At 73.0% G+C, this 19,963-nt stretch carries 16 protein-coding genes; 6 read left to right on the top strand and 10 right to left on the bottom strand.

Annotated elements, in window-relative coordinates; all coding sequences use genetic code 11:
• Positions 1 to 119: 119 nt before the first annotated feature.
• Positions 120 to 5,048: a DNA-binding protein gene (locus tag AB0D29_RS11135; RefSeq protein ID WP_362853334.1), complete on the bottom strand. Its 4,929-nt coding sequence runs from the start codon at positions 5,046 to 5,048 to the stop codon at positions 120 to 122.
• Positions 5,045 to 5,911: a DUF4132 domain-containing protein gene (locus tag AB0D29_RS11130; protein WP_362853332.1), complete on the bottom strand. Its 867-nt coding sequence runs from the start codon at positions 5,909 to 5,911 to the stop codon at positions 5,045 to 5,047. Before AB0D29_RS11130 ends, AB0D29_RS11135 begins: the two co-directional genes overlap by 4 nt.
• A gap of 201 nt (positions 5,912 to 6,112) precedes the next feature.
• On the opposite strand from AB0D29_RS11130, the gene AB0D29_RS11125 reads away from it, so the two are divergent.
• Positions 6,113 to 6,853 carry an HNH endonuclease family protein gene (locus AB0D29_RS11125; RefSeq protein WP_362853330.1) on the top strand — a complete coding sequence of 247 codons (741 nt, stop codon included), beginning with the start codon at positions 6,113 to 6,115 and terminating at the stop codon, positions 6,851 to 6,853.
• The gene (locus tag AB0D29_RS11120; protein WP_362853329.1) at positions 6,850 to 7,137 is read left to right on the top strand and encodes a hypothetical protein; all 288 of its coding nucleotides are present in this window, start codon (positions 6,850 to 6,852) and stop codon (positions 7,135 to 7,137) included. The genes AB0D29_RS11125 and AB0D29_RS11120 overlap by 4 nt, the downstream gene beginning before the upstream one ends.
• Positions 7,138 to 7,157: 20 nt before the next feature.
• Here AB0D29_RS11120 and AB0D29_RS11115 read toward each other — a convergent pair whose 3' ends face one another.
• The 3 genes from AB0D29_RS11115 to AB0D29_RS11105 form a co-directional block, all read right to left on the bottom strand.
• On the bottom strand, positions 7,158 to 8,255 hold the full coding sequence (locus AB0D29_RS11115; RefSeq protein ID WP_362853611.1) for a YncE family protein: 1,098 nt from the start codon (positions 8,253 to 8,255) through the stop codon (positions 7,158 to 7,160).
• A gap of 53 nt (positions 8,256 to 8,308) precedes the next feature.
• Positions 8,309 to 8,989, bottom strand: a complete 681-nt coding sequence (locus AB0D29_RS11110) for an ankyrin repeat domain-containing protein (protein ID WP_362853328.1) — start codon at positions 8,987 to 8,989, stop codon at positions 8,309 to 8,311.
• 166 nt (positions 8,990 to 9,155) lie between these two features.
• Positions 9,156 to 9,689: a GNAT family N-acetyltransferase gene (locus AB0D29_RS11105; protein ID WP_362853326.1), complete on the bottom strand. Its 534-nt coding sequence runs from the start codon at positions 9,687 to 9,689 to the stop codon at positions 9,156 to 9,158.
• A 150-nt stretch (positions 9,690 to 9,839) separates the two neighbouring features.
• Between AB0D29_RS11105 and AB0D29_RS11100 the strand changes: the two genes are divergently transcribed.
• Complete coding sequence (locus AB0D29_RS11100; protein WP_362853324.1) at positions 9,840 to 11,120, top strand: sulfite oxidase; 1,281 nt, start codon at positions 9,840 to 9,842, stop codon at positions 11,118 to 11,120.
• An 8-nt stretch (positions 11,121 to 11,128) separates the two neighbouring features.
• On the opposite strand, the gene AB0D29_RS11095 is transcribed toward AB0D29_RS11100, so the two are convergent.
• Positions 11,129 to 12,289 carry an alpha/beta hydrolase gene (locus AB0D29_RS11095; protein ID WP_362853323.1) on the bottom strand — a complete coding sequence of 387 codons (1,161 nt, stop codon included), beginning with the start codon at positions 12,287 to 12,289 and terminating at the stop codon, positions 11,129 to 11,131.
• A 483-nt stretch (positions 12,290 to 12,772) separates the two neighbouring features.
• Between AB0D29_RS11095 and AB0D29_RS11090 the strand changes: the two genes are divergently transcribed.
• Positions 12,773 to 13,093, top strand: a complete 321-nt coding sequence (locus AB0D29_RS11090) for a hypothetical protein (RefSeq protein WP_362853321.1) — start codon at positions 12,773 to 12,775, stop codon at positions 13,091 to 13,093.
• A 1,016-nt stretch (positions 13,094 to 14,109) separates the two neighbouring features.
• Here AB0D29_RS11090 and AB0D29_RS11085 read toward each other — a convergent pair.
• The 4 genes from AB0D29_RS11085 to AB0D29_RS11070 all read right to left on the bottom strand — a co-directional run bounded on the left by AB0D29_RS11085 (position 14,110) and on the right by AB0D29_RS11070 (position 18,480).
• Positions 14,110 to 14,859, bottom strand: a complete 750-nt coding sequence (locus AB0D29_RS11085) for a hypothetical protein (RefSeq protein WP_362853319.1) — start codon at positions 14,857 to 14,859, stop codon at positions 14,110 to 14,112.
• A gap of 403 nt (positions 14,860 to 15,262) precedes the next feature.
• A complete protein-coding gene (locus tag AB0D29_RS11080; protein WP_362853318.1) occupies positions 15,263 to 16,201 on the bottom strand; it encodes an amidohydrolase family protein in 939 nt (312 codons plus the stop codon).
• A 318-nt stretch (positions 16,202 to 16,519) separates the two neighbouring features.
• A complete protein-coding gene (locus AB0D29_RS11075; protein ID WP_362853316.1) occupies positions 16,520 to 17,206 on the bottom strand; it encodes a class I SAM-dependent methyltransferase in 687 nt (228 codons plus the stop codon).
• Positions 17,207 to 17,505: 299 nt separating this feature from the next.
• Positions 17,506 to 18,480: a 2-oxoglutarate and iron-dependent oxygenase domain-containing protein gene (locus AB0D29_RS11070; protein WP_362853314.1), complete on the bottom strand. Its 975-nt coding sequence runs from the start codon at positions 18,478 to 18,480 to the stop codon at positions 17,506 to 17,508.
• Positions 18,481 to 18,720: 240 nt separating this feature from the next.
• Here AB0D29_RS11070 and AB0D29_RS11065 point away from each other — a divergent pair, with 240 nt between their 5' ends.
• Positions 18,721 to 19,473: a VOC family protein gene (locus AB0D29_RS11065; RefSeq protein WP_362853610.1), complete on the top strand. Its 753-nt coding sequence runs from the start codon at positions 18,721 to 18,723 to the stop codon at positions 19,471 to 19,473.
• Positions 19,474 to 19,604: 131 nt separating this feature from the next.
• Positions 19,605 to 19,793 carry a DUF6381 family protein gene (locus tag AB0D29_RS11060; protein WP_030384902.1) on the top strand — a complete coding sequence of 63 codons (189 nt, stop codon included), beginning with the start codon at positions 19,605 to 19,607 and terminating at the stop codon, positions 19,791 to 19,793.
• Positions 19,794 to 19,963 lie beyond the last annotated feature (170 nt).

The raw sequence follows: 19,963 nt of genomic DNA, 5'->3' as shown, positions 1-19,963 counted from the left end.
GGAAGGGAAGGGAAGGGAAGGGAAGGGGCGGGGCGGGGCGTGGGTACGCGTGTCGGGCTGGGGCGCGGCGCACCCCTGCGGGGGGGCGCCGCGCCGAGCGGGCCGGGACGGCCGGTGGTTCAGCGGCGGCGGCCGCGGGTGCGCTTCACCTTGAGCTCCTCGAAGCGCGGGACGTCGCCCTCCCGGACCCGCTGCCAGGCCCGGCGGTAGAGGTCCGCGGCCGGTTCGGCCGGGGTCAGCACGCCCAGCAGCGGCCGCTCGCCGGCGCCGAGGCCGTACATCGGCAGCTTCCACTGCTCCACCGGCAGCGTCGGGGAGGCCATCTCGGCCCATCCGCCCGGCAGGAACAGCGAGCGCCCGGCGCGGGTGCGGCCGGCCGACACCACGAGCTCGGTGGCGGCCAGTTCGGCGCGGGCGGCCTTGAGGCGGGCCGGCTTCCAGCCCGTCCACCGCGCGGTGTTGCGGTCGGTGGGATCGGGCATGGCGAGCAGCGCGAGGTACAGGGTGGCCGCGTCGGCGCCCAGCCCGTGCGCGGCGGACACCTCCTCGACCAGCTCGGGGACGGAGCGGCTCGGGTCCTGCGGCCACCAGGTGCCGTCGGCGTCCACCGCACCCGCCGCCGGGGCGCCCGGGTCGGCGAGCAGGGCGGCGAAGCGGGGGTCGTGGACGGTCCGCAGCGCCGTCTCGACGGCGGAGGGCCGCTGGTCGGCGCCCCGCAGCGCCGGGAGGTACGGGTCGGATCCGGTGGAGTCCAGCAGGGCCGGGTGCAGTGCGGGCTTGGGCTGGTCGTCGTGGGTGGCCATGACGACCGCGCCGTAGCGCTCGTAGCCCTCGCCGGTCTCGGTCGGCGTGCCGGCCGCCTTCCGGAAGTCGGGAAGGCTGGTGTAGTGCCCGAGTTCGAGGAGCAGTTCGGGCGCGGCGAGCCGCTGTCGTACGGCGGTCAGGGCGGGCGGCAGGGCCGCTCGTACGGGGTCTCCCGCGGGCAGCCGGTGCGCCAGCCAGGCCGCCGTGGCCACCGTCCCGGTCAGGACGCTCGCGGTGAACGCGTTGGTGGCCGGCTCGCGGGGCTCCACGTGGTCGCCCTTCACCGCCCAGGCCACGTCGACGGAGAGTTCGCGCGAGGCGGCCGGGTCGAGCAGTGCGCCCAGGCCCCGGTGCGCGGCCCAGCCGCGGCCGACGGCGCGGGCGACCTCGGTGGCCAGCCAGTCGGGTACGCGGGTACGCCGGCCCACGCGCCGGTTCCACACCTCCGCGGCGGCGGCCGCGTCGGGTCCCTCGCTCCACAGCTGCGCCGGATCGGCGGGCAGCAGGGCGGCGACCACGGCGCGGCGCACCTCGACGTCGAGGTTCTTCAGCTCGTCGCGGGCGTGGGCCGCGTCGGGGGCCTTGACCCCGAGGGCGGTGCGCAGCTCCGTGGGCAGGAAGTTGCGCTCGTAGGTGTCGATGTGCGGCAGTCCGGCGATCACCAGGCGGGCGAGGGCGCCGGAGACTCCGGTCAGCCGGGAGAACTCCTCCGCGGCCTCCTGGTGGAAGGGGACCGGGCCGTGTTCGGCGACCGCGGCGAGGAAGTCGGCCAGCCAGCCGGCGCCCCGGGCGCGGTCGCCGAGGGGGGCTTGGCCCCGCACGGTGTAGGGGCCGGGGACGGTGAAGCGGCCGGTGGGGTCGTGCAGCAGGGCGCCGAACTCGTGGCCGTGGGACACGGATTCGGCGTGCTCGGTCAGGGCGAGGACGGCTCCGCCGCCCAGCGGCAGCAGGCCGCGGTGGTACAGGTCGCGGGCCAGGCCGTCGGGGCCGGTCAGGTGGGGGCGGTCGAGGTGGATCAGGACCCGGCGCCAGCGGTCGGCGGAGCCCTCCGCCGAGGCCAGGCCGAGGGCGTCGACCGAGCCGAGCAGGCTGACGAGGGCGGCCCGCTGTTCGTCGGTGGCGGACACGGTGGAGGCGCGGTAGGCGACGGCGGCGGGCTCGTCGAGCAACGGAGTCCAGGAGAAGGTGTAGTGCGGCAGCGGCGGTACGTCGAAGTGGAGCCTGCCGGGCACCTCGGCCTCGTCGGTCCGCGCGCAGGCGGCGCGGAGTCGGCTCAGCATGTGGTGGGCGCCGTCCTGGTCGCTGCCCCAGCGGCGGTACCCGTAGCCGATGAGTCCGCTCAGCGCGTCGCCGAGCAGTCCGTCGCTCGGGCCGTGCTCGCGCTCCTCGGCGGGGGTGTCGTCCGGGTGGAGCCGGGCGGCGACCTGGTCCAGGGCCTTTTGCTGGGTGAGGGTGAAGCGCAGCACCTCGACGATGCCGCCGATCAGCTCGGGGGCGGTGACCTGCGGCAGGGCCGCGCTCACCAGGCCGGGCAGGTCGGTGACCTTCTCGGCCGCGGCGGCCGCCTTGAGCAGCGCGGCGACGGTCTCCCGGTCGGCGGCGCGCAGCGCGGCCGAGCCTTCGGTGTCGCGGGGGCGCAGGGCGTACCAGTGCGACAGCGGCGGCAGGTCCACGCTGCCGGTGCCGAAGTCGGAGCGGCGGCGGTGGTCGCCGCGCGAGCGGGCGGTGACCACCCCGTCGGGGTCGATGATGCTCAGTTCCTGCCAGTGCTGCGTCAGCGCGCGGGGCCGGTCGTCGCCGGGGAAGGCGAGCGCCGCGAGGGGCATGTCGCGGCCCTCGGGCACGGTGACGCTGCGGCCGCCGGTGTCGGTCCCCTCCCAGCCGTGGCCGGGGATGCGGACGGTGCGCCAGCCGAGCAGGCCGTCGGCGGGCGCGCCGAGCACGGAGCCCGCCACGGTGGGCGCCGGGCGCAGCCAGTTGGAGTGGCCGCTGCGGCGGGCGTTCTCCGGGTGGGTGCGCAGCGCGTCGGCGAAGAACCCGGGCAGGGAGGTCCGGCCGTAGGCCGCGCCGGCGGGGTCGTACTCGAGCCAGCCGGCTTCGTTCTTCTCGTCGCGCCGCTGCCACACCCAGTACGAGGTGCCGTCGGACAGCAGCGGCCGCTCGTCGGGGAGCTTCGTGTCGCCGCGGTGCAGGACGCCGCCGCCGGTGGCGCGGCCGCCGCCGGGGAGCGGCAGGGAGATGTGGTCGCTGCGCAGCGACCAGTGGTTGCGGTCGGTGTCGAGGGTGAAGACGCTCTGGGGTGCGGAGTGCCAGTAGCCCTCCGTGCTGTTGGTGCTCCAGGCGGACCAGAAGACCAGCAGGTCGCCGTCGACGTAGTGGAACGCGTGCCGGTGATTGGATCCGGCGGGGACGCGCAGGTCGTGGGTGAGGACGGTGGAGTCGGCGTCGAGGACGCGGACCTCGGTCTCGTTGGCGACGATCAGGTACGGCCAGGCTTCCGTCACCGTGAGGCCCCGGTGGCTCTGGCCGGGGCTCAGTTCGGCGAGGGCGCGCTCCCAGGAGGGCCAGGCCAGCTCCTCGAAGAGGCCGCCGCGCAGGGTGCGGGCGAGGGTTTCGGCGAGGTCGGCGGCGGCCGCGGCGGCCACTTCCTCGGGGGCGAGTTCGAGGGCTTCGGCGGGCAGCCAGGTCAGGCGCTGGATGGCGTCGGGCACTCCGGGCAGGCCGGCGGCGATCGAGGCGCGGGCGACTTCGCGCATCCACTCGGTCAGGAGCGGGCGGCCGCCGGGCGACTCGGCGACGCGCCGGATGACGTCGGGGCCTTCGCCGCCGCCGAGGGCGTTCAGCGCCCGGCGGAAGGCGGGGTGGAAGCGCGGGTCGGCGCCGAGGGCGCGCAGGTCGCGGCGCTGGTCGGAGTCGGCCCAGCCGGTCAGGTTCAGCTGGTCGTGCCGGTGCCGCTTGTTCTCGGGGTCCGGGTCGGGGTCGGCGACCGGGATCTCCAGGGCGAGCAGCAGGTCGAGGAGGTCGGCGTCCTCGACCCCGATGCGCAGGCCCGCTTCCCGGCCGGGCCGGGCGAGTTCGGTGCGCAGCTGCTCCGCGCAGCGCTCGACGACGTCGAGGAGGGCGGTGAGGGCGGGGCGCACGCCCCAGCCGCCGTGGCGGGCGGCGTGGAAGCGTTCCAGCCAGCCGGCGGCGCCGTCGGGGGACCGCTGCTCGGCGGGCGGTTCCTCACTGGTCAGTCCGGCGGTGGCGCCGGACTCCTCGAGGATGTCCAGCCACAGGGTGGTGAGCTCCTCACCGGAGGGCGGGGTCAGGCCGAGGAGCGTGCCGCGTACGTCGGGACGGCGCTGGGCGAGCGCGACGAGGGCCGCGCGGTGGGCCTTCCACCAGCCGGCCGCGGCGCGCAGGGTGGCGGGCAGGGGCAGCAGTTCGGCGAGGTAGTCCTGTTCGGCCTCGGTTCCGGTCAGGCCCGCGGCGCGGGCGAGGCGGCGCAGCTCGACGACGGCCTGGGCGGAGGGCGGCAGCCCGCCGGCGGTGCGGCGTACGCACAGGCGGCGGAAGCGCTCGTGGGCCTCGGCGGGGGTGACGCGGCCGGCCAGGGCCTTGCCGTAGCCGGTGAGCACCTTCACGGGCAGGGCGCCGGCCAGGGCGAATTCGAGGAAGACGGAGTCGAGGCGGTCCTCGTCGATGGCCAGGCCGTACTGGGCTTCGGCGGCGCGGGCGCGGCCGAACAGCTGGGCGGCGTAGGTGGTGTTCTCGACGGCGAGGAAGACGCGGGCCGCCTGCTCGTGGAAGACGGGCAGGAAGTGCGGGACGGAGGCGGCGAGGCGGTCGGCGAGTTCCTGGCAGGCGTCGAGGGCGGCCTTGGGCTTGGTCTTGGCCTGCCGGGCGATCCGGTCCAGTTCGGGGACGACGGCGAGGGCGTGGTGGCCGTCCTCGGGGTGGTGCACGAGGACCCATTCGGGGAAGCCGAGTGCCTGGCGCCGGCTCAGGCCGACGACGGGGGGCTCGTCCTCGTCGCGTACGAGTCCGAGGAAGCCGGCGGCGAGGTCCTCGGCCGGGCCGAGTTCGGCGGGCGAGAGCCGGACGACGACGCGGTCGTCGCCGAGCCCGGGGTGGCGGTAGGAGCGGGCGGTCAGTGCGACGGCGGTGGGGCCGGCGCCCTTGGTGTCGTGCGGCAGTACGGCGCCCGCCTTGAGCAGCAGTTCGGCCGTGTTCATCTCGGTGTCCCCCAGGTTGGTGCTCATGCGTCCCCGCCCTCCTCGATCTTGCGCCCGGCGTACAGCGCCGCGGCCATCCGCATGCCCTCGGACCAGGCGACCGGTCCGACGGTGGCCAGCGGTACGGTCCGGCCGTCCTCGTCGTGCCAGCTGAGGGCGCCCGTGGTCATCTCGTCCTCGTAGTAGGGCTCGCCGATCCACACGGCGGCCTCCGCGCCGGCCCCCGCGTCCCTGACCTTGCAGGTGGCGTAGCCGCCGGAGACGCGGTAGCCGAGGGCGGTGGCGCGGGCGGCGAGGCTGAAGCGGGTGGGGAAGACCCCGCCCGCGTAGTCGCGCACCTCGGTGGCGGTGGCGGTGAGCCCGTCCGGCTTCTGCCAGGTGGCGCGGTGGATCTGCTCGACCCGCTGCACGATGCCCAGCTCGGCCGCGAACTCCCGTACGTCGTCCAGGTCCGGCAGGAGCACCGGGTGGGGCAGGGTCACCGTGCGCGGGGAGAGCCGTACGGTCTCGCCGTCGAGGTTGACCACCTTCAGTTCACCGGAGGCGGTGGCGTCGCGCAGGAAGCCCACCTCGTCCGGGTCGTCGCCGACGACGGCCATGTCGCGCAGGGCGTGCTGCCAGGCCTCGTCCGGCCAGACCCGCGCGAGCAGTTCGGTCGGTACGGGCAGCGAGGACACCATCCAGGCGTCGACCTGTGCGACGCACGCGGCCTCGTGCCGGTCGAGCCATTCGGTGAGCCGGCGCAGCCGGTCCACCTCGGGATGGTCCTTCAGCGCCTTCGGCAGCGTCTTCAACTGCCGTCCCGCCGTCCGGCCGGTGGCGGACCTCGCCACCACCCGTCCCTCCACCAGGGCGATCTCGTACCCCTCGCCCGCCGCCAGCCATGCCATCAGCCCGTGCCCCTCCGCCTGTCGCATCCGGTTCCGCGCAGCCCGGACAGGGGGGAACTGACCCCCCTGAGCTGCGGTATGCCGGGAGACTAGCGAGCCGCACTGACAACGCCCGCCGGAGGGTCCGCATCCGGTTTTATGTCCGGTTCTGGGTAGTCTTCCGGGGACAGTTGCGACGCGGGGCCGGGCAGGGGTGGGGTTATGGGACGTCAGATAGGTGTGCCGGGTGCGGTCCTGGCGGCCGTGCTGCTGGCGGCGGGCGCCGCCGGTTGCTCCGGTGCGGACGCGCCGGGCGGCGGGGACGCGAAGCCGTCGGCCACGCGGACCGTGCGGCCCCCGGATGCGGATCCGGACTCGAAGCCGGATTCCAAGCCGGGCGGCGGGGACGTGCTGCCGGGAATGGTCACCGTTGCCGTGGCGCGGACCCAGTTGGCGGCGCTGAAGGTGGCGCCGGTGGGCACGATGGCCGGCTACAGCCGGGACAAGTTCACGCACTGGGCCCAACAGGGGAACAAGTGCGACACCCGTGAGGTGGTCCTGGAGCGCGACGGCTCCGGCGTCAAGCGGGACGGGGAGTGCCGGGCGGTGTCCGGCAACTGGAAGAGCCTGTACGACGGGGCGGTCGTCACCGACGCCGCGAAGATGGACATCGACCACATGGTCCCGCTCGCCGAGGGGTGGCGCTCCGGCGCGGCCGGCTGGGACGCCGCCAAGCGCAAGGCCTTCGCCAACGACCTGACCAACCCCCAGCTGCTCGCCGTGACGGCGGCCTCGAACCGTTCCAAGGGTGACCAGAGCCCGGACCTGTGGCAGCCGCCGGACAAGGCGAGCTGGTGCCAGTACGGACGGGCCTGGACCACCGTGAAGTCCACGTACGGGCTGACCGTCACCGAACCGGAGAAGAAGATGCTCACCACGATGCTGGACACCTGCGCCTCATGACCGGAGCACACCACCGGCGGTGGCAGGACCGGGTGACTCCCGGGCCGGGCGGCGCCATGACCGACGAGGTCGGCGTCATCACCGGCCCGCTCACCCTGTGCACCACCGCCGTGGCCGGGGACCTGGTCCGCTTCGACATCCAGTACGAGGGCGCCGACGAGTGGTACACGCTCTCCGGCAGCCCGCTCCCCCACCACGGCGATCCGGCCGCCCTGCACGCCGCCGCCCTCGCCTCGGTCCGCCGGGGCGGCGCGGCCCGCGCCCCGGGGACCGCGCCCACCTGAGCGGGGCGCCCGGAAAGGATCTAGAGGACGGCGATGCCGAGCGGCCTGGTGCCCGCCGGGAGGCGGCGGGCGGCGCCCGTGTCCAGGTCGACGACCGTGATGCCGTTCCAGTGACCGTCGCGGGTGTAGCCGCCCGTGACGTACGCGGTCCGGCCGTCCCGGGACACGGCCACGTCCTCGTGCGGGCCCTCCAGCGGGTACACCCGCTCGGCGCCGTCCGGGGAACGGACCGTCAGCGACGGGCCCTTGCCCGTGCCGGGCTCCACCGCTCCCGTACCGACCACCAGGAGCCGGCCGTCGGCGGTGACGGTGGCGCCGTGCTGGTGGGTGTCCGCGGTCATCGGCTCGACGGTGGTCCGGCCGCTCCGCGGGTCGACCACCGCGAGCCGCTCGCCCTCGAAGGGGAGCAGGAGCTTCCCGTCGGCCGGGCGGACGGCGGCGTAGTGCGGCTTCAGCCAGGAGCCGAGCCCGCCCTCGGTGCCGTACGGGGCGACCTCGATCCGCCGGGGCCGCAGCGAGGCGGCCGCCACGACGGTGACGTCGAAGGAGTCGTGGCCGGTGACGTACACCTCGGCGCCGTCCGTCGAGACGTCCACGTCGAAGGGGCGCCGGCCCACCGGTACGACGGCGCTGACCCGGCGCGTCGCCGTGTCCACGACCTCCAGGACGCCGGTGGTGCCCGGGACGTTGACCCCGACGTAGGCGTGCGCGCCGTCGGGTGAGAGCGCGACGCCCATGCCGCCGCCGCGGTACTCGCCGTCGGTGACCGGGCCGGTGGCGGTGCGGTACGGGACGCGGGCGAGCAGGGCGCGGGTGCGGGTGTCGACGACGGCGAGGCCCTCGGCCGTGGCCACCCACGCGCGGCCGTCCGCGCCGACGGCCAGTCCGTACGGGGCCCGGCCCACGGCGACGGAGGCGACCGCTCCGCGCTCCGGGTCCACGAAGGTGACGGTGTCGGCCCCGAAGTCCGCGGTCAGGAGCAGCCCTTGCGGGGTCGGCGCGGTGGCCGGCAGCGGGGAGGCGGCGGACGGCGCCGGGCTCGGCGTCGCGGAGGCCGGCGGGGTCGAGGAGGTCGTGGACCCCGTCGAACTCCCGTCCTGTGTGCAGGCGGACAGCAGCAGGGCCGCGGCGAGCGCCGCGAGGGTGGTACGGGCGCCCCGTGCGCGGCGGTTCACCGCCCGGTCCCCGGCTCGTTCCCGGAAGCCCCGGAGGCCCCGCCGGACCCGCCGTCCCCGCCCGCCCCGCCGTCCCCTCCGGCCCCGGCCGCGCGCAGGATCCGCGCCATGCCCCCGAAGCCCCGGCGCACGGCGTGCTCGTACGGGGTCACCCCGTCGTGGTCGGCCAGTTCGGGAGCGGCTCCGGCGGCGAGCAGGAGGGCGACGACCTCCTCGTGGCGGAGGCCGCCGTCGCCGAGGATCACCGCCTCCAGCAGGGCGGTCCAGCCGAGCCGGTTGACGTGGTCGACGTCGATGTCCGTCTCGTCGAGCACCGCCCGCACGTACGCGGTGTGCCCGCGCTCGGCGGCCGGGATGAGGGAGATCCCGCCGAAGCGGTTGAGCTGCTTCAGGTCGGGCCCGGCGGGCAGCAGCAGGCGCATCATCCGGACGCTGCCGGTGACGCCGGTGACCAGCCAGGGGCTGTCCTCGCGGGAGTCCGGGGCGTTCGGGTCGGCTCCGGCGGCGAGCAGTACCCCGGCCGCGGCCAGGTGGTCGCCGAGCGCGGCGAGCAGCAGCGGTGTGCGCAGCTGCTCGTCGCGGGCTTCCACGGCGGCGCCCGCGGCGAGCGCGGCGCTCACCGCCGCCGCGTCGCCGCGGCGGGCGCCGTCGAGGAGCAGTCGGTCGTGCGCGTTCATGGTGTCCCTCTCGGCTCCGGGGCGGGGAGGGCCGCGTACGCCCTCCCGCTCCCCCGGTCCATGCTCGCCGCGCCGCAGCCCGCGGCCGGTCCGCCCGCCGGACGGAGCCCGGGAGCGGTCCGGTCGACCCCGGGGTCGGCCGATCGGCTGATGCGGGACGGCGGGATCAGGCCTCGTACTCGGTGAGGTCGATGCCGTGGACCCGCACGGAGGTCTCGTACCGGGGGTCCGTGGTGTCGCGTTCCATCACCATGCCCAGCTTGCGGATCACGTTCTCGGAATCGGTGTTGCTCATCCGGTTGATCGCGACGACCCGGTCCAGGCCGCGGTCCTGGAGGGCGAACTCCAAGGTGGCGTGGGCGGCCTCGGAGGCATAGCCCTGGCCCCAGTACTGGCGGCCGAGGCGCCAGCTGATCTGCACGTCCGCGCGGGCGTCCGGCAGGTTCTCTAGGACCGAGAGGCCGACCGCACCGATGAGCTCACCGGAGCCGAGGAGCTCGACGGCGAAGAGCCCGAAGCCCTCGTCGTCCCACTCCTCCTCCCAGCGCTCGATCTCCTCGGCCGTCTCGTCCAGGTCGAGGGTGGACCCGTCACCGATCCAGCGCATCACCTCCGGGTCGGCGTTGATCTCCGACAGGGGGACGAGGTCGTCGTCGGTCCATCGGCGGAGGAGGAGGCGGGGGGTACGGATCTCGGTCATGCCCCACATCCTGCCGAATCTCCGCCGACCAGCGGTAATCGGCCGTTGCGGCAGTGTTTCGAGTGCGTGGCCATCGCCCTGGGAAGGTTCCCGCGGCTCGCCCCGGACCTCTACGGTCCGTCGGGAACCACGACCGAGGAGAATCCCACCATGCCCGTCGACCTGTCGGACGAGAGCCGGTACGACCGCACGCGCCTGCGGCAGTGGACACGCGGCCGTGCCCGCTCCGCCGGAGTGGACCGCCGCGATCTGCTGAAGCTGTTCGCGGTCGGGACGGCCGCCGGATCCCTGGGCGTGGCCACGGGCGCGCCGGCCGCGGCGGCCCCGAACCCGGCCGGCGTCGCGGCCGCGGGCCCCGTCACCGTCAAACCGCTGCCGCCCGAGCTGTTCACGCTCCGCGGCACCAACGCGGAGACGAACTTCGCGGCGCTGCGCGGCACCGGCCCGCTCACCCCGATCGACCGGTTCTTCGTCCGCAACCACACCTCCACCCCGCGCGTCGACGCGGGCGGGTGGCGGCTGAAGGTGTGGGGCGACGGGCTGGCGGGCGGCCCGGTGGAGTTCTCGTACGAGCGGCTGCGGGCCCTGCGGGCGGTCGAGCGGACGCTGTTCATCGAGTGCGCGGGCAACGGCCGGAGCTTCTACACCACGCAGCAGGGGCAGCCGGTGACCGGCACCGCATGGACCCTGGGCGCCATCGGGGTCGCGCGCTGGCGCGGGGCGCGCCTGTCGGACGTGCTGCGGCTGGCCGGGGTGACCCGCGGCGCCGTCGACGTGCTGCCGAGCGGGCTGGACGACGAGGTGATCGCGAACGGGGTGAACCTGGGCCGGGTGCGCCGCCCGCTGCCCGTGGCGAAGGCGCTGGACGACGTCCTGCTCGCCTACGAGATGAACGGGCAGCCGCTGCCGCCCGACCACGGCGGTCCGGTGCGCCTCGTCGTACCGGACTGGGTCGGGATCTCCTCGATCAAGTGGGTGGGTGACATCGAGGTGAGCGACGAGCCGCTGTACTCGCCGTGGAACACCGACATGTACCGGCTGTTCGGGCCCGAGCACCCGGCGCAGGGCAGCGCCCCGCTGACCCGGCAGACCCTCAAGAGCGCCTTCGAGCTGGAGCTGGGGGCCACCGTTCCGGTGCACCGGACCCGGCTGCTGACCGGCCGTTCCTGGTCGGCGGCGGCCCCCGTCACCCGCATCGAGGTCAGCACGGACGGGGGCGGCCACTGGCGGCGGGCCCGGATGCACGACGCCCCGCGCCGGGGCGGCTGGGTGCGCTGGTCGCTGCCGTGGACCCCGCGGACGACGGGTGCGACGGCGCTGCTGGCCCGGGCGACCGACGCGAGCGGGCGGACGCAGCCCGAGACCTCGGTCCACAACACGCAGGGCTACCTCTTCGACGCGGTCGTGCGCCACCCGGTGACCGTGGTCTGAGCCGCGGTTCAGGGGGTGTGGAAGCGGACCTCCGGCGCGTCGGGGGACGGGCCGTCGAGGAGGGGCCGCGGTATGCCCTTGAGGTGCTGGTCGAAGAAGGCGGAGACGTAGCGCCGGGTCAGCTCGACGGAGCGGGCTCCGGGGAGCGGGGCGTCCTGGTCGGGGAGGCCGAGCTGTTGGGCGATCGCCGGGAAGTCGGTGAAGGTGAAGTGGCCCGAGTCCGCGAAGGTGACCCAGCGCTTCCAGCCGTCGAGCTTGGGCCAGCCTTCGTCCCACGACGTGATGTCGCCGGGGGCGCTCTTCTGCTCGCCGAGCAGCATGAAGGGGCGCCCGCCGAGTCCCGTGTCGGGGACCGGGGTGTGGAGTCCGCCGTCCATGTTCACCCCGGCGCGGATCCTGGGGTCGACGGCCATCGCGGCGACCGCGGAGGCGCCGCCGATGGAGTGGCCCGCCATGGCGATGCGGCTCTGGTCGATGAGGCCGGCGTGGCGCCAGGCGGGGTGGCGTCCGGTCAGGCGGTCCAGCAGGAAGGACACGTCGCGGCCGCGGGTGTCGCTGACCGTCCGCATGGGGGTGCCCGACTCGGTCTTCTCGCAGGCCAGGCACTTCAGCACGCGCCCGCCGGGGAAGGCGGTGCCGACGCTCTCGTAGGCGTGGTCGACGGAGGCGACGACGTAGCCGCGGGAGGCCAGGTCCTCGGCGAGCGCGGTGAGGGTGGCGCGGTGGACGGTGAAGCCCGGGGAGAGCACGACCAGCGGGTACCGTCCGGCGAGGGGGCGGGCGTGGGTCCGGGAGGCGCCCGCCGTGCCGGTCAGGGTCTCGACCGGGATGACCTGCTCGAGTCCGCGGTCGACCAGCAGCAGCCGGGCCTCCTCGTCGGTGAGGTAGCGCGCGGGGCCGCCGGTGTCGCGCCGCGCCGGGTAGCGCATGGTGACCATCAGCTCGCGCGGCCCGGATCCGGCCCAGGGGTCGGTCCGGCTGCGGTCCACCAGGTGCAGGTCCTCCCGGCCGACGGCGAAACGGCCGGTGGGGCGCGGGAGTTCCACCGTGGTGCGGAGCCGTGCGGCGGCGGACGGCGAGTCCGCGGCGGCGGTACCCGCGCCGGCGAGCGGGAGCGGCAGGAGGAGGGCGAGCAAGGCGGCTGAGGCGACAGCTCTGCGTCGGTTCATGAACCCGAGGCTATGCAGAGGCAGTAGACGGATCGTCACCTCCCAGGAGGATCGCCCCGTCCCTCCCGAGTAGACCCCACCTCCCCCTCAGGTCTCATCCCTCGGTGACGCCGATCGCGCCGACGTACCTGGCCCGGCGACACTGCTATCGATCGCTACGGCCTGAGAAGACCACCAACCGGTTCAGAATCGCGGCGCGGCGGTCGCAACCCGTGCAGGGTCGGGGCACAGCAACACGGGTGACGCGCTTCACGACGTCGCCCAGGCCGATGTCCTCGTTCAAGAAGCCCGGCAGCTGTACCCGAAGCGGGCGGGAATCCTTGCAGCTGCGCTCATTTTCATTCCACCTTCTGTCGCGAGCCACGCCACACCCTCCTTCAATTGTCTACAACATCGCAAATTCAACGAATGCGACACAGTTGCAGACCGTCTACCAACGCCAGACAATATAAGCATACCCCCACCTTCCGAGGAGGCCGACAAATGGCAACTCTGCGCATATTGAAGATCGAATGCCACAGGGTGACCACCGGTATCGGTGATGATGACTGCGAGATGCTGATCGACAATGAGAGCGTATTTCGGAAGCAAATGGGGGATGGCGACGAGCACAGTTTCAACAATCTCCAGAGGACCTTCACCAACAGGATCAAAATACTGGTGTGGGAGCGGGACAGATCTTCCCCTTCCGACATCATCGGCGTGTTCTACGCGAACAAATTCCAGGCAGATCAGGGTGATACAAAGGAAGCCATGTCAGGCGACGGGTCACTCTACGACCTCACCTACCGAGTCACCCAGTGAAATAGATCCCAGCATTCACGAAAGAGCGCTCCGACAGTTACGTCGAAGCGCTCTTCGCATCGCCGACCGTCAGGCGCAGCGATATTTTCCCGTACTGGACTGGTACACGGCATGCTGTCCAGGCAGGCAACACTTTCCTTTGTCGCAATGCTTGCCGGGCGGGCAGGCCACCCCGTTCTCGCAGCATTCTCCTTCAGGACAGCATTCGCCGGAGGCGCACGTCTCACGGGGCCTGCAGCACGTCTCGGTCCCTTCTGCCTCATCGGTGCCTTTGCACACGACTCCACTGCAGCAGGTGTTCGACGCCGTGACCCGGTCCTTCGGGCAGCATCCGGTCGTGGTGCAGTCCTCGCCGGCGCAGCACCGGCGGGTGCCATGGCACACCGGACCGCCGCAGCATCGTCCGGAGATGCAGTCCTGCCCGGGGAAACAGCAGAGCCCGTTGCAGACGCGCCCGGGAGGGCACGCCCCGCCATCGGTGCACACCTCCTGCCCCGGGGTGTAACACCTGCCGGCGCAACACCCTTGCCCTGGGCTGCAGCAGGTGCCGTTGCAGCATGCCTGGCCCACAGGGCAGCAGTCACCTCCACAGCAGGATTTTCCGGGAGGACAACATGTCAGGCCGCTGAGGTATCCGGCTCCCGAGGGGCAGCACTCATAGGACTTGGGGCAGCATTGGACCGGAATTTCCCGGGGGTCCGCGGCGGGCCAGGCGCAGCTCTTCACATCGGGCCGCTGGCACGACGAGTGAAGCGGCGGCGGCCGCCCGTGTTGGCGGCACCACGAGCGGCACTCACTCGGGGGCGGGTATGCCAACTCCGACGGCACGTCATACTCTGTGGGGGCATTCTGGCACTCGTTGATGCACCGGGTCAGCCACCCGACCTCTCCGATCAGGACGCCACCGGTCCACTCAAGCCCGGCTACCGGCGTGCGGTAGCGCTCGGTCGTTTGGTAGAGCGAAGCCTCAGCCGTAGAGCCTGGCGCTGCCATCCCACCAGCACCTCCCACCGCTTCTACCTGTCGTAGTACGGGGACAGTTTGGTCACCAGGAATGGAAACTCTTCCGTGACGTCGACCCGGACGAAGTACTTCTCCGTCACGTCCGTCTTCCTATCGGTGTACGAGAAGAGGACATCCTGGATGTTCCGCGAGCCACCAAGACGTGAGGGCCGTGTCTCGATGGCTGTCAGCGCGAGTCCCGCAATGGAGGACTCAGCACTCTTCACATAGATCTCCGCATACCGGACGGCAAGGTAGTTGAGGGCCCGGTGCGCATCGGAGGAGCCGGCGTTGTCCGCGAGTTCCAGCACTCGCTCGAACAGATCCGCACCAGCGTTCCGGAACGCTTCCTCTTCAACTGCATCCGGCTTGGGCAGTCCGGTGATGAGTGATTCCGTGTCGAACGCGTAGATCTGGTCGAACGCCAGGACCGGAAGCATCAGCCCGTTGCATCGATCCGGTGGTGCGAACGGGCTCAGCAGGCCGATCACCACGTGAAGGTCGCTCATTCGCGGCGCTGCGCCCAGCGCGTCCACGAGGACGCTGTAGTCCGCGCTGTCCCGGGGCTGGACGATGTAGGCATCAATGCCCCGAATCATGAGGACGTAGCACAATTGCCTGCTGAGATACCGGTTCTGAGGGGCGGAGAGGACCGCGTGCAGGGCTTGGCGGTCCGACATGCGGGCCGTCTCGGCGCGTCCCGTGGCCTGTGCGAACTCCTTCTCCGCTCCTAGGCTCGGGAATCGCGGCTCGATCCTGCCCACCGCGTACACGAACGGGGGAAGGCCCACTGTCTGCTGCCCGACGTCCGCCTCGGCGTTGCCGCCTCCGCAGCGACCACCGCAGCCACAGCTGTGCGGCGCCGCCGCGCCAACAGGACCGTGATCGTGCGCTTGCCGAGGAGACTCGACCGATTCCTGAGGTGTTACCGCAGATTCATCCATGAGATCAGCGTCCTTCCGCGCATGCACACGGACCGGGTCACGGACTGCCTCTACACACGAAGGAGCGATGTCATCCCTGAGGAGCCTCTACCAGGCTACGCCGACCAGATCCCACCCGCGAGGCCAAGCGGGAGCGTCCCGCCACACGATCCCGTTGAGGACCGCGCTGGTTCTTCCCACCACGACAGCCCCAACACGGGCCGGGCCAAAAGGCGTCCGCGGGTCAGGCGCGGGCGAGGCGGGGGAAGAGGATCTCGGCGTTGCCGCGGTGGATCGCGTGGAGTTGCCCGTCCTCCCAGTGCGGATATTCGTCCAGCCCGTCGTCGAAGCCGCTGCACCATTCCTCGGGGACCATCGGGAAGTCGCTGCCGTACAGGACGTGTCCGGGTTCGGCGAAGGCGAGGAGCGAGGGCAGCGAGGCGGGGCCCGCGCAGAACGCGGTGTCGAAGTAGAAGCGCCGCAACTCGGCCAGGAGGTCCTCGGGCGCCTGGCCCGGACGCAGCCGGGCGGCGGCCGCGAAGCGGTGGGCGGCGTACGGAAGGAAGCCGCCCGCGTGCGGGAGGATCATCTTCAGCCGGGGGTACCGGCCCGGGACACCGGCGACGGCCAGGTGCAGGGCGGTGCGGGCGGTGTCGTACGGGAAGTCCACCAGCGGGCTGGGCAGGCCCGGGACCATCGCTCCGGGTGGCGCGGTGGGGTGGACGAGGACCACGGCCTCCCGCGCGTCCAGTTCGGCCCAGAGGGGCTCGAAATCCGGGTCTCCGAGGTAGCGCCCGTGGGCGTTGGACAGGACCATCACGCCGTCGGCGTCCAGTTCGTCGAGGGCGTGGGCGGCTTCGACGAGCGCTCCGTCCACGTCCGGCAGGGGGAGGACGGCGAAGTTCCCGAACCGGTCGGGCCGGTCCTTCATCAGCTCGGCGGTGAACTCGTTCACGTCCCGGGCCGTGGCCCGAGCGCCCTCCACGTCGCCGGGGGCCCCGAGCGGAGCGGCGTACGAGAGGACGCCGGTGGCGATCGAACGGCGGTCCATCATCGCGATCGCGCCCTGCCGGTCCCAGGCGGGCACCGGCCAGCCGAGGGCGGCGGCGCGGTCGGCGATCGCGCGGCTGTGGTCGGGCGGGATCACGTGGTGGTGGACGTCGATCCGTGCGTGTTCGCTCATTGCGGTCCTCGTCTCCTCCCGCCGGCCTCCGGGGCGGGCCGGTGCGCGGTGGACGGGAGCGCGGCGGGCCGGCCGCAGCCAATGAGACTCCACGGACGGCGATGGCCGCTCGTACACGCGAGCGCCGCCAGGGCCGTTCCACCCGTCCGGCCTCTCGTACGCTGACCGTACCGACGCGCACTGCCCGTTTGCCCGGCTCCCCCGATGCCGGCGCGCGGTCCGTGTCCGCCGCGTCGGGAGACAGGGTGCACCCGCGGTCGTACCGTCGCCCCGACCTCCGGATCGACGGACCTTCTCGCGCCCGCCGGCGTGAGCAGGCTACGGGCCGCCGGTGACCGGCAGGGCCCGCACCCAGGTGTGGTCGCCCGTCAGGTAGGCGTCGACGGCGAGCCCTGCCTCGCTCAAGGCAAGCTCGAAGGCCTCGGTGGTCAGGGGGCGCGACAGGAACGTCTGGGTCCATCGGGCGTCCGGGAAGACGTATTCGACGTGGACGGACCGCACACCGGGGCCCACCGGATCGGAGGACAGCACCCGAACGAGACCGTCGGCGATCTTCCGCTCGTGCGGCAGGTTCTCGTGCCTGCCTTCGCCCTCCCGCTGGATCAGTACGCAGCCGTCGTTCGCGACATGGCGTCGACAGGTCCGCAGCAGCCCCCGCAGCACTTGTGGATCACCGGCGTGGACGAGGAACGACCCCAGCAACACCACATCGAAGTGCTCGTCGAGTGCCAATTCCTCGATCGGACTGCAGACGGTCCGGGCGCCGTGCACCCGCTCCAGCATCCGGGGGAATTCATCGACGGCAGTCACGGTGAAGCCGCGCTCGACCAGCGGATGCGTCACGCGGCCCACACCGGATCCCAGTTCGAGGATGCGGGCCTTGGCGGGGACCGCCCGTTGGATGATGTCCGGCTCGTCGCCCACGGGGAGCCGCTCGTACAGCTCGACCGCGCACCCGTCCGGCGTGATTGCTCCCGGCCCGGTTCCTCGGTGACCCTCGCGCATCCGCCTGCCCATATGCCATGGGACCACGGCGGGGGCTGCTGCGAAAGACCACGTCTCCCCAGGTATCGCGATGGCCCATGGCCGGCAAATGCACATGGAGGGCGGGAAGTCGGCCGCATCAGACCGGTCCCTTCCCTGAGGCGTGCTGGACCGGTACACCCGGTTCGTGTCCTGGCAGGCGGATCGCCGGGTCCACCGGCAGGCAACCGCCGTAGGAACGGCAGAAGGGGTACCTGCAGGCGCGGGCCCGGACCGCCGGCCGGAGTGAGGGTCCGCCGGCGCCCCGAGCCGTCTCGATCTCAGCCCCCCTCCGTGACGCTGATCGCGTCGAGCTTGCCGCGCAGGTACGTGTGGGAGTCGACGGGGTCGTGCACCACGCGGCCGACGGGGGCGGGGAGGGATTCCACCCGGGTGTGCGCGTCGCATTCGTAGAAGTAGACGAGGGAGATCAGTTCCTCGGCCGGGGTGTCGGCGGGCGGGGGCAGGACGCGGTGGCGGCCCGCGCGCCAGCGGTCGCCCGTCCAGCGGGCCATCAGGTCGCCGATGTTGACGGTCAGTGCGGCCGGGTCGTAGGGGGCGTCCTGCCAGCCGTCGGCATCGGTGTGGATCTGGAGCCCGCCCGCGCCGAGCTGCCTGTCGAGGACCGTGACCGTGCCGAAGTCGGTGTGCGCGCCGATGCGGAACTGGCCGGGCAGCGGCGGGCCGACGGTTTCGGTGCCGGGGTACCAGTTGACGTTGAACCCCCACGTGGGGTGGGAGGTGTGGCGCGTGAAGTGGTCCTCGTCGAGTCCGAGGGCGGTCGCGAGCAGTTCCAGCAGTTCGTCGGAGAGGTTCCGCATCAGGTCCAGGTACTCCGTCACCAGCGGCCGCAGCGCCGGCACCTCGGCGGGCCAGGCGTTGGGCCGGAACCACTCGGCGTCCACGGCGGGGTCGCCGGTGGGGTCGTCCGCCGCGAAGGACCAGGACTCCTTGAGGTCGGGCGGTGAGGCCGCGCCCTCGGCGTAGCTGTTGGCCTCCGCCCCGGGGCCGAGCCAGCCGCGGCCGCCGACGGTGACGGCGTAGGGCTCCTTCACGGCGGCCGGCAGCCGGAAGAACGCGCGCGCCGCCTCCCTGATCCGGGCGGGCAGCGAGGGGTCCACGCCGTGGCCGGTCACGAGCAGGAATCCGGCCGCGCGCAGGGCCTCGTCGACACGGGCGGCCGTACGGGCACGGTCGCGCGGCCCCCCGGACCGCCACGGTCCGAGATCGATGACGGGAACCTGGGAACCGACCATGGGAGACCTGCCTTCCGGGGCTGCGGGGTGGCGTCCGGAACCGAGGCTAGCGCCGCACGCCGCCGGCCGGGATCGACACGGAGCGTGATTCTCGGACACCTTCCGTGTGCGTGCGCCGCCGCCGGCCGCGAGGAACGGCACGAAAAGGACCAGAATGAACCGGGGGACTCATCAGGGACGGAGCGAGCGGTGGAGATTTCGACGAGGGAGGTCTTCGGGGCGCCGTGCTGGGTGAGCCTGATGACCCGCGACCTCGAGACGGCCCAGCGTTTCTACGGTGCGGTCGCCGGCTGGCGGTTCCGGCCCGCCCGCCTCGGCGAGGCCTTCTCGGTGGCGTACCTGGACCGTGTCCCGGTGGCCGGCATCGGAGCGCTGGCCGGGGACCTGGGGGTCGCGGTGGCCTGGACCCCGTACTTCGCCGTCGACGACGCGGATGTGGCGGTGGACCGCATCCGGGAGCGCACGGGCACCATCGCCGTCGGCCCGGTCTCCTTCGAATCCGGCGGCCGTGCCGCGCTCGTCGCCGACCCCGACGGTGCGGTCTTCGGGATCTGGGAGGGCGCCGTGGCCGCGGACTGGCGGGCGGGCAAGGGCCCGCTGCCGGCCTGGCTGGAACTGCGTACCCGCAACGCCCTCGACGCGGCGATCTTCTACGGCGCGGTACTCGAATGGGCCACCGACCGCCCCGGCTGCTGCGAGGTCTCCTACGAGGAGGACCAGGTCGTCCTGCGGCAGAACGGTGAGCCCGTGGCCCGCCTGAACAGCGGCCCCGTCGAGCTCGCCGCCTACTCCCCGCACACCAGGCCCCGCTGGCACGTGCACTTCCGGGTGCCGAAGCTCCGGCCGGCGATCGAGGCGGCCGTCGCCCTGGGCGGACGCGCGGTCTCGGACATCACCTCGAACGCCGTGGAGCGCTGGGTGACGCTCCGCGACCCGGACGGGGCCCTGTTCACCCTCACCACCCTGCTCGGCGCGGACACGGACCTGGACTGACCCGCCCGACCCCCGGACCGCCCAGGAGCCGGGGGGTGCGGATCACGCTCGGTGACGCTTCGAGATGCGGGCGCCCGGCAGTGCTGGTTCGCTGAATCCGCCCGCTCTCCCCACTGATCCAAGGAGCGATCATGAGCGTTTCAGGCGAATCCCGCGGCCGGTCCCAGCAGATGCGCGCCAAGGCCCAGGAACTGAACGACGCGGCCGAGCGTTCGACCGACCCGGAAGAGCGCCGTCGGCTGAAGGAGAAGGCCCGTCGCCTCCAGGAGCAGAGCGAGCAGGAGGGCCGGATGGACGACCGGGGCATGGACCCCATGTAGCCCGGAGCCCACGCCCCGCGTCTGTCCCCCGTACCCCGGCCGGTGGCCGCCGCGATCCGTCGCGCGGCCACCGGCCGGTGCGCTGTCGCCGGGCAGTGCACCGGCCCGCACCGCATGGAGGGGCGGCGCCCGGGTAGCCGCACGGAGAATCGTCCGGCACGCGGGTCCGG

Origin of the sequence: Streptomyces sp. NPDC048424 (assembly GCF_040651555.1) — a bacterium.
In the GTDB taxonomy this organism is placed as follows: domain Bacteria; phylum Actinomycetota; class Actinomycetes; order Streptomycetales; family Streptomycetaceae; genus Streptomyces.
The sequence above is the reverse complement of the archived record's forward strand: the minus strand, read 5'-3'. Positions and strand labels throughout refer to the sequence as shown.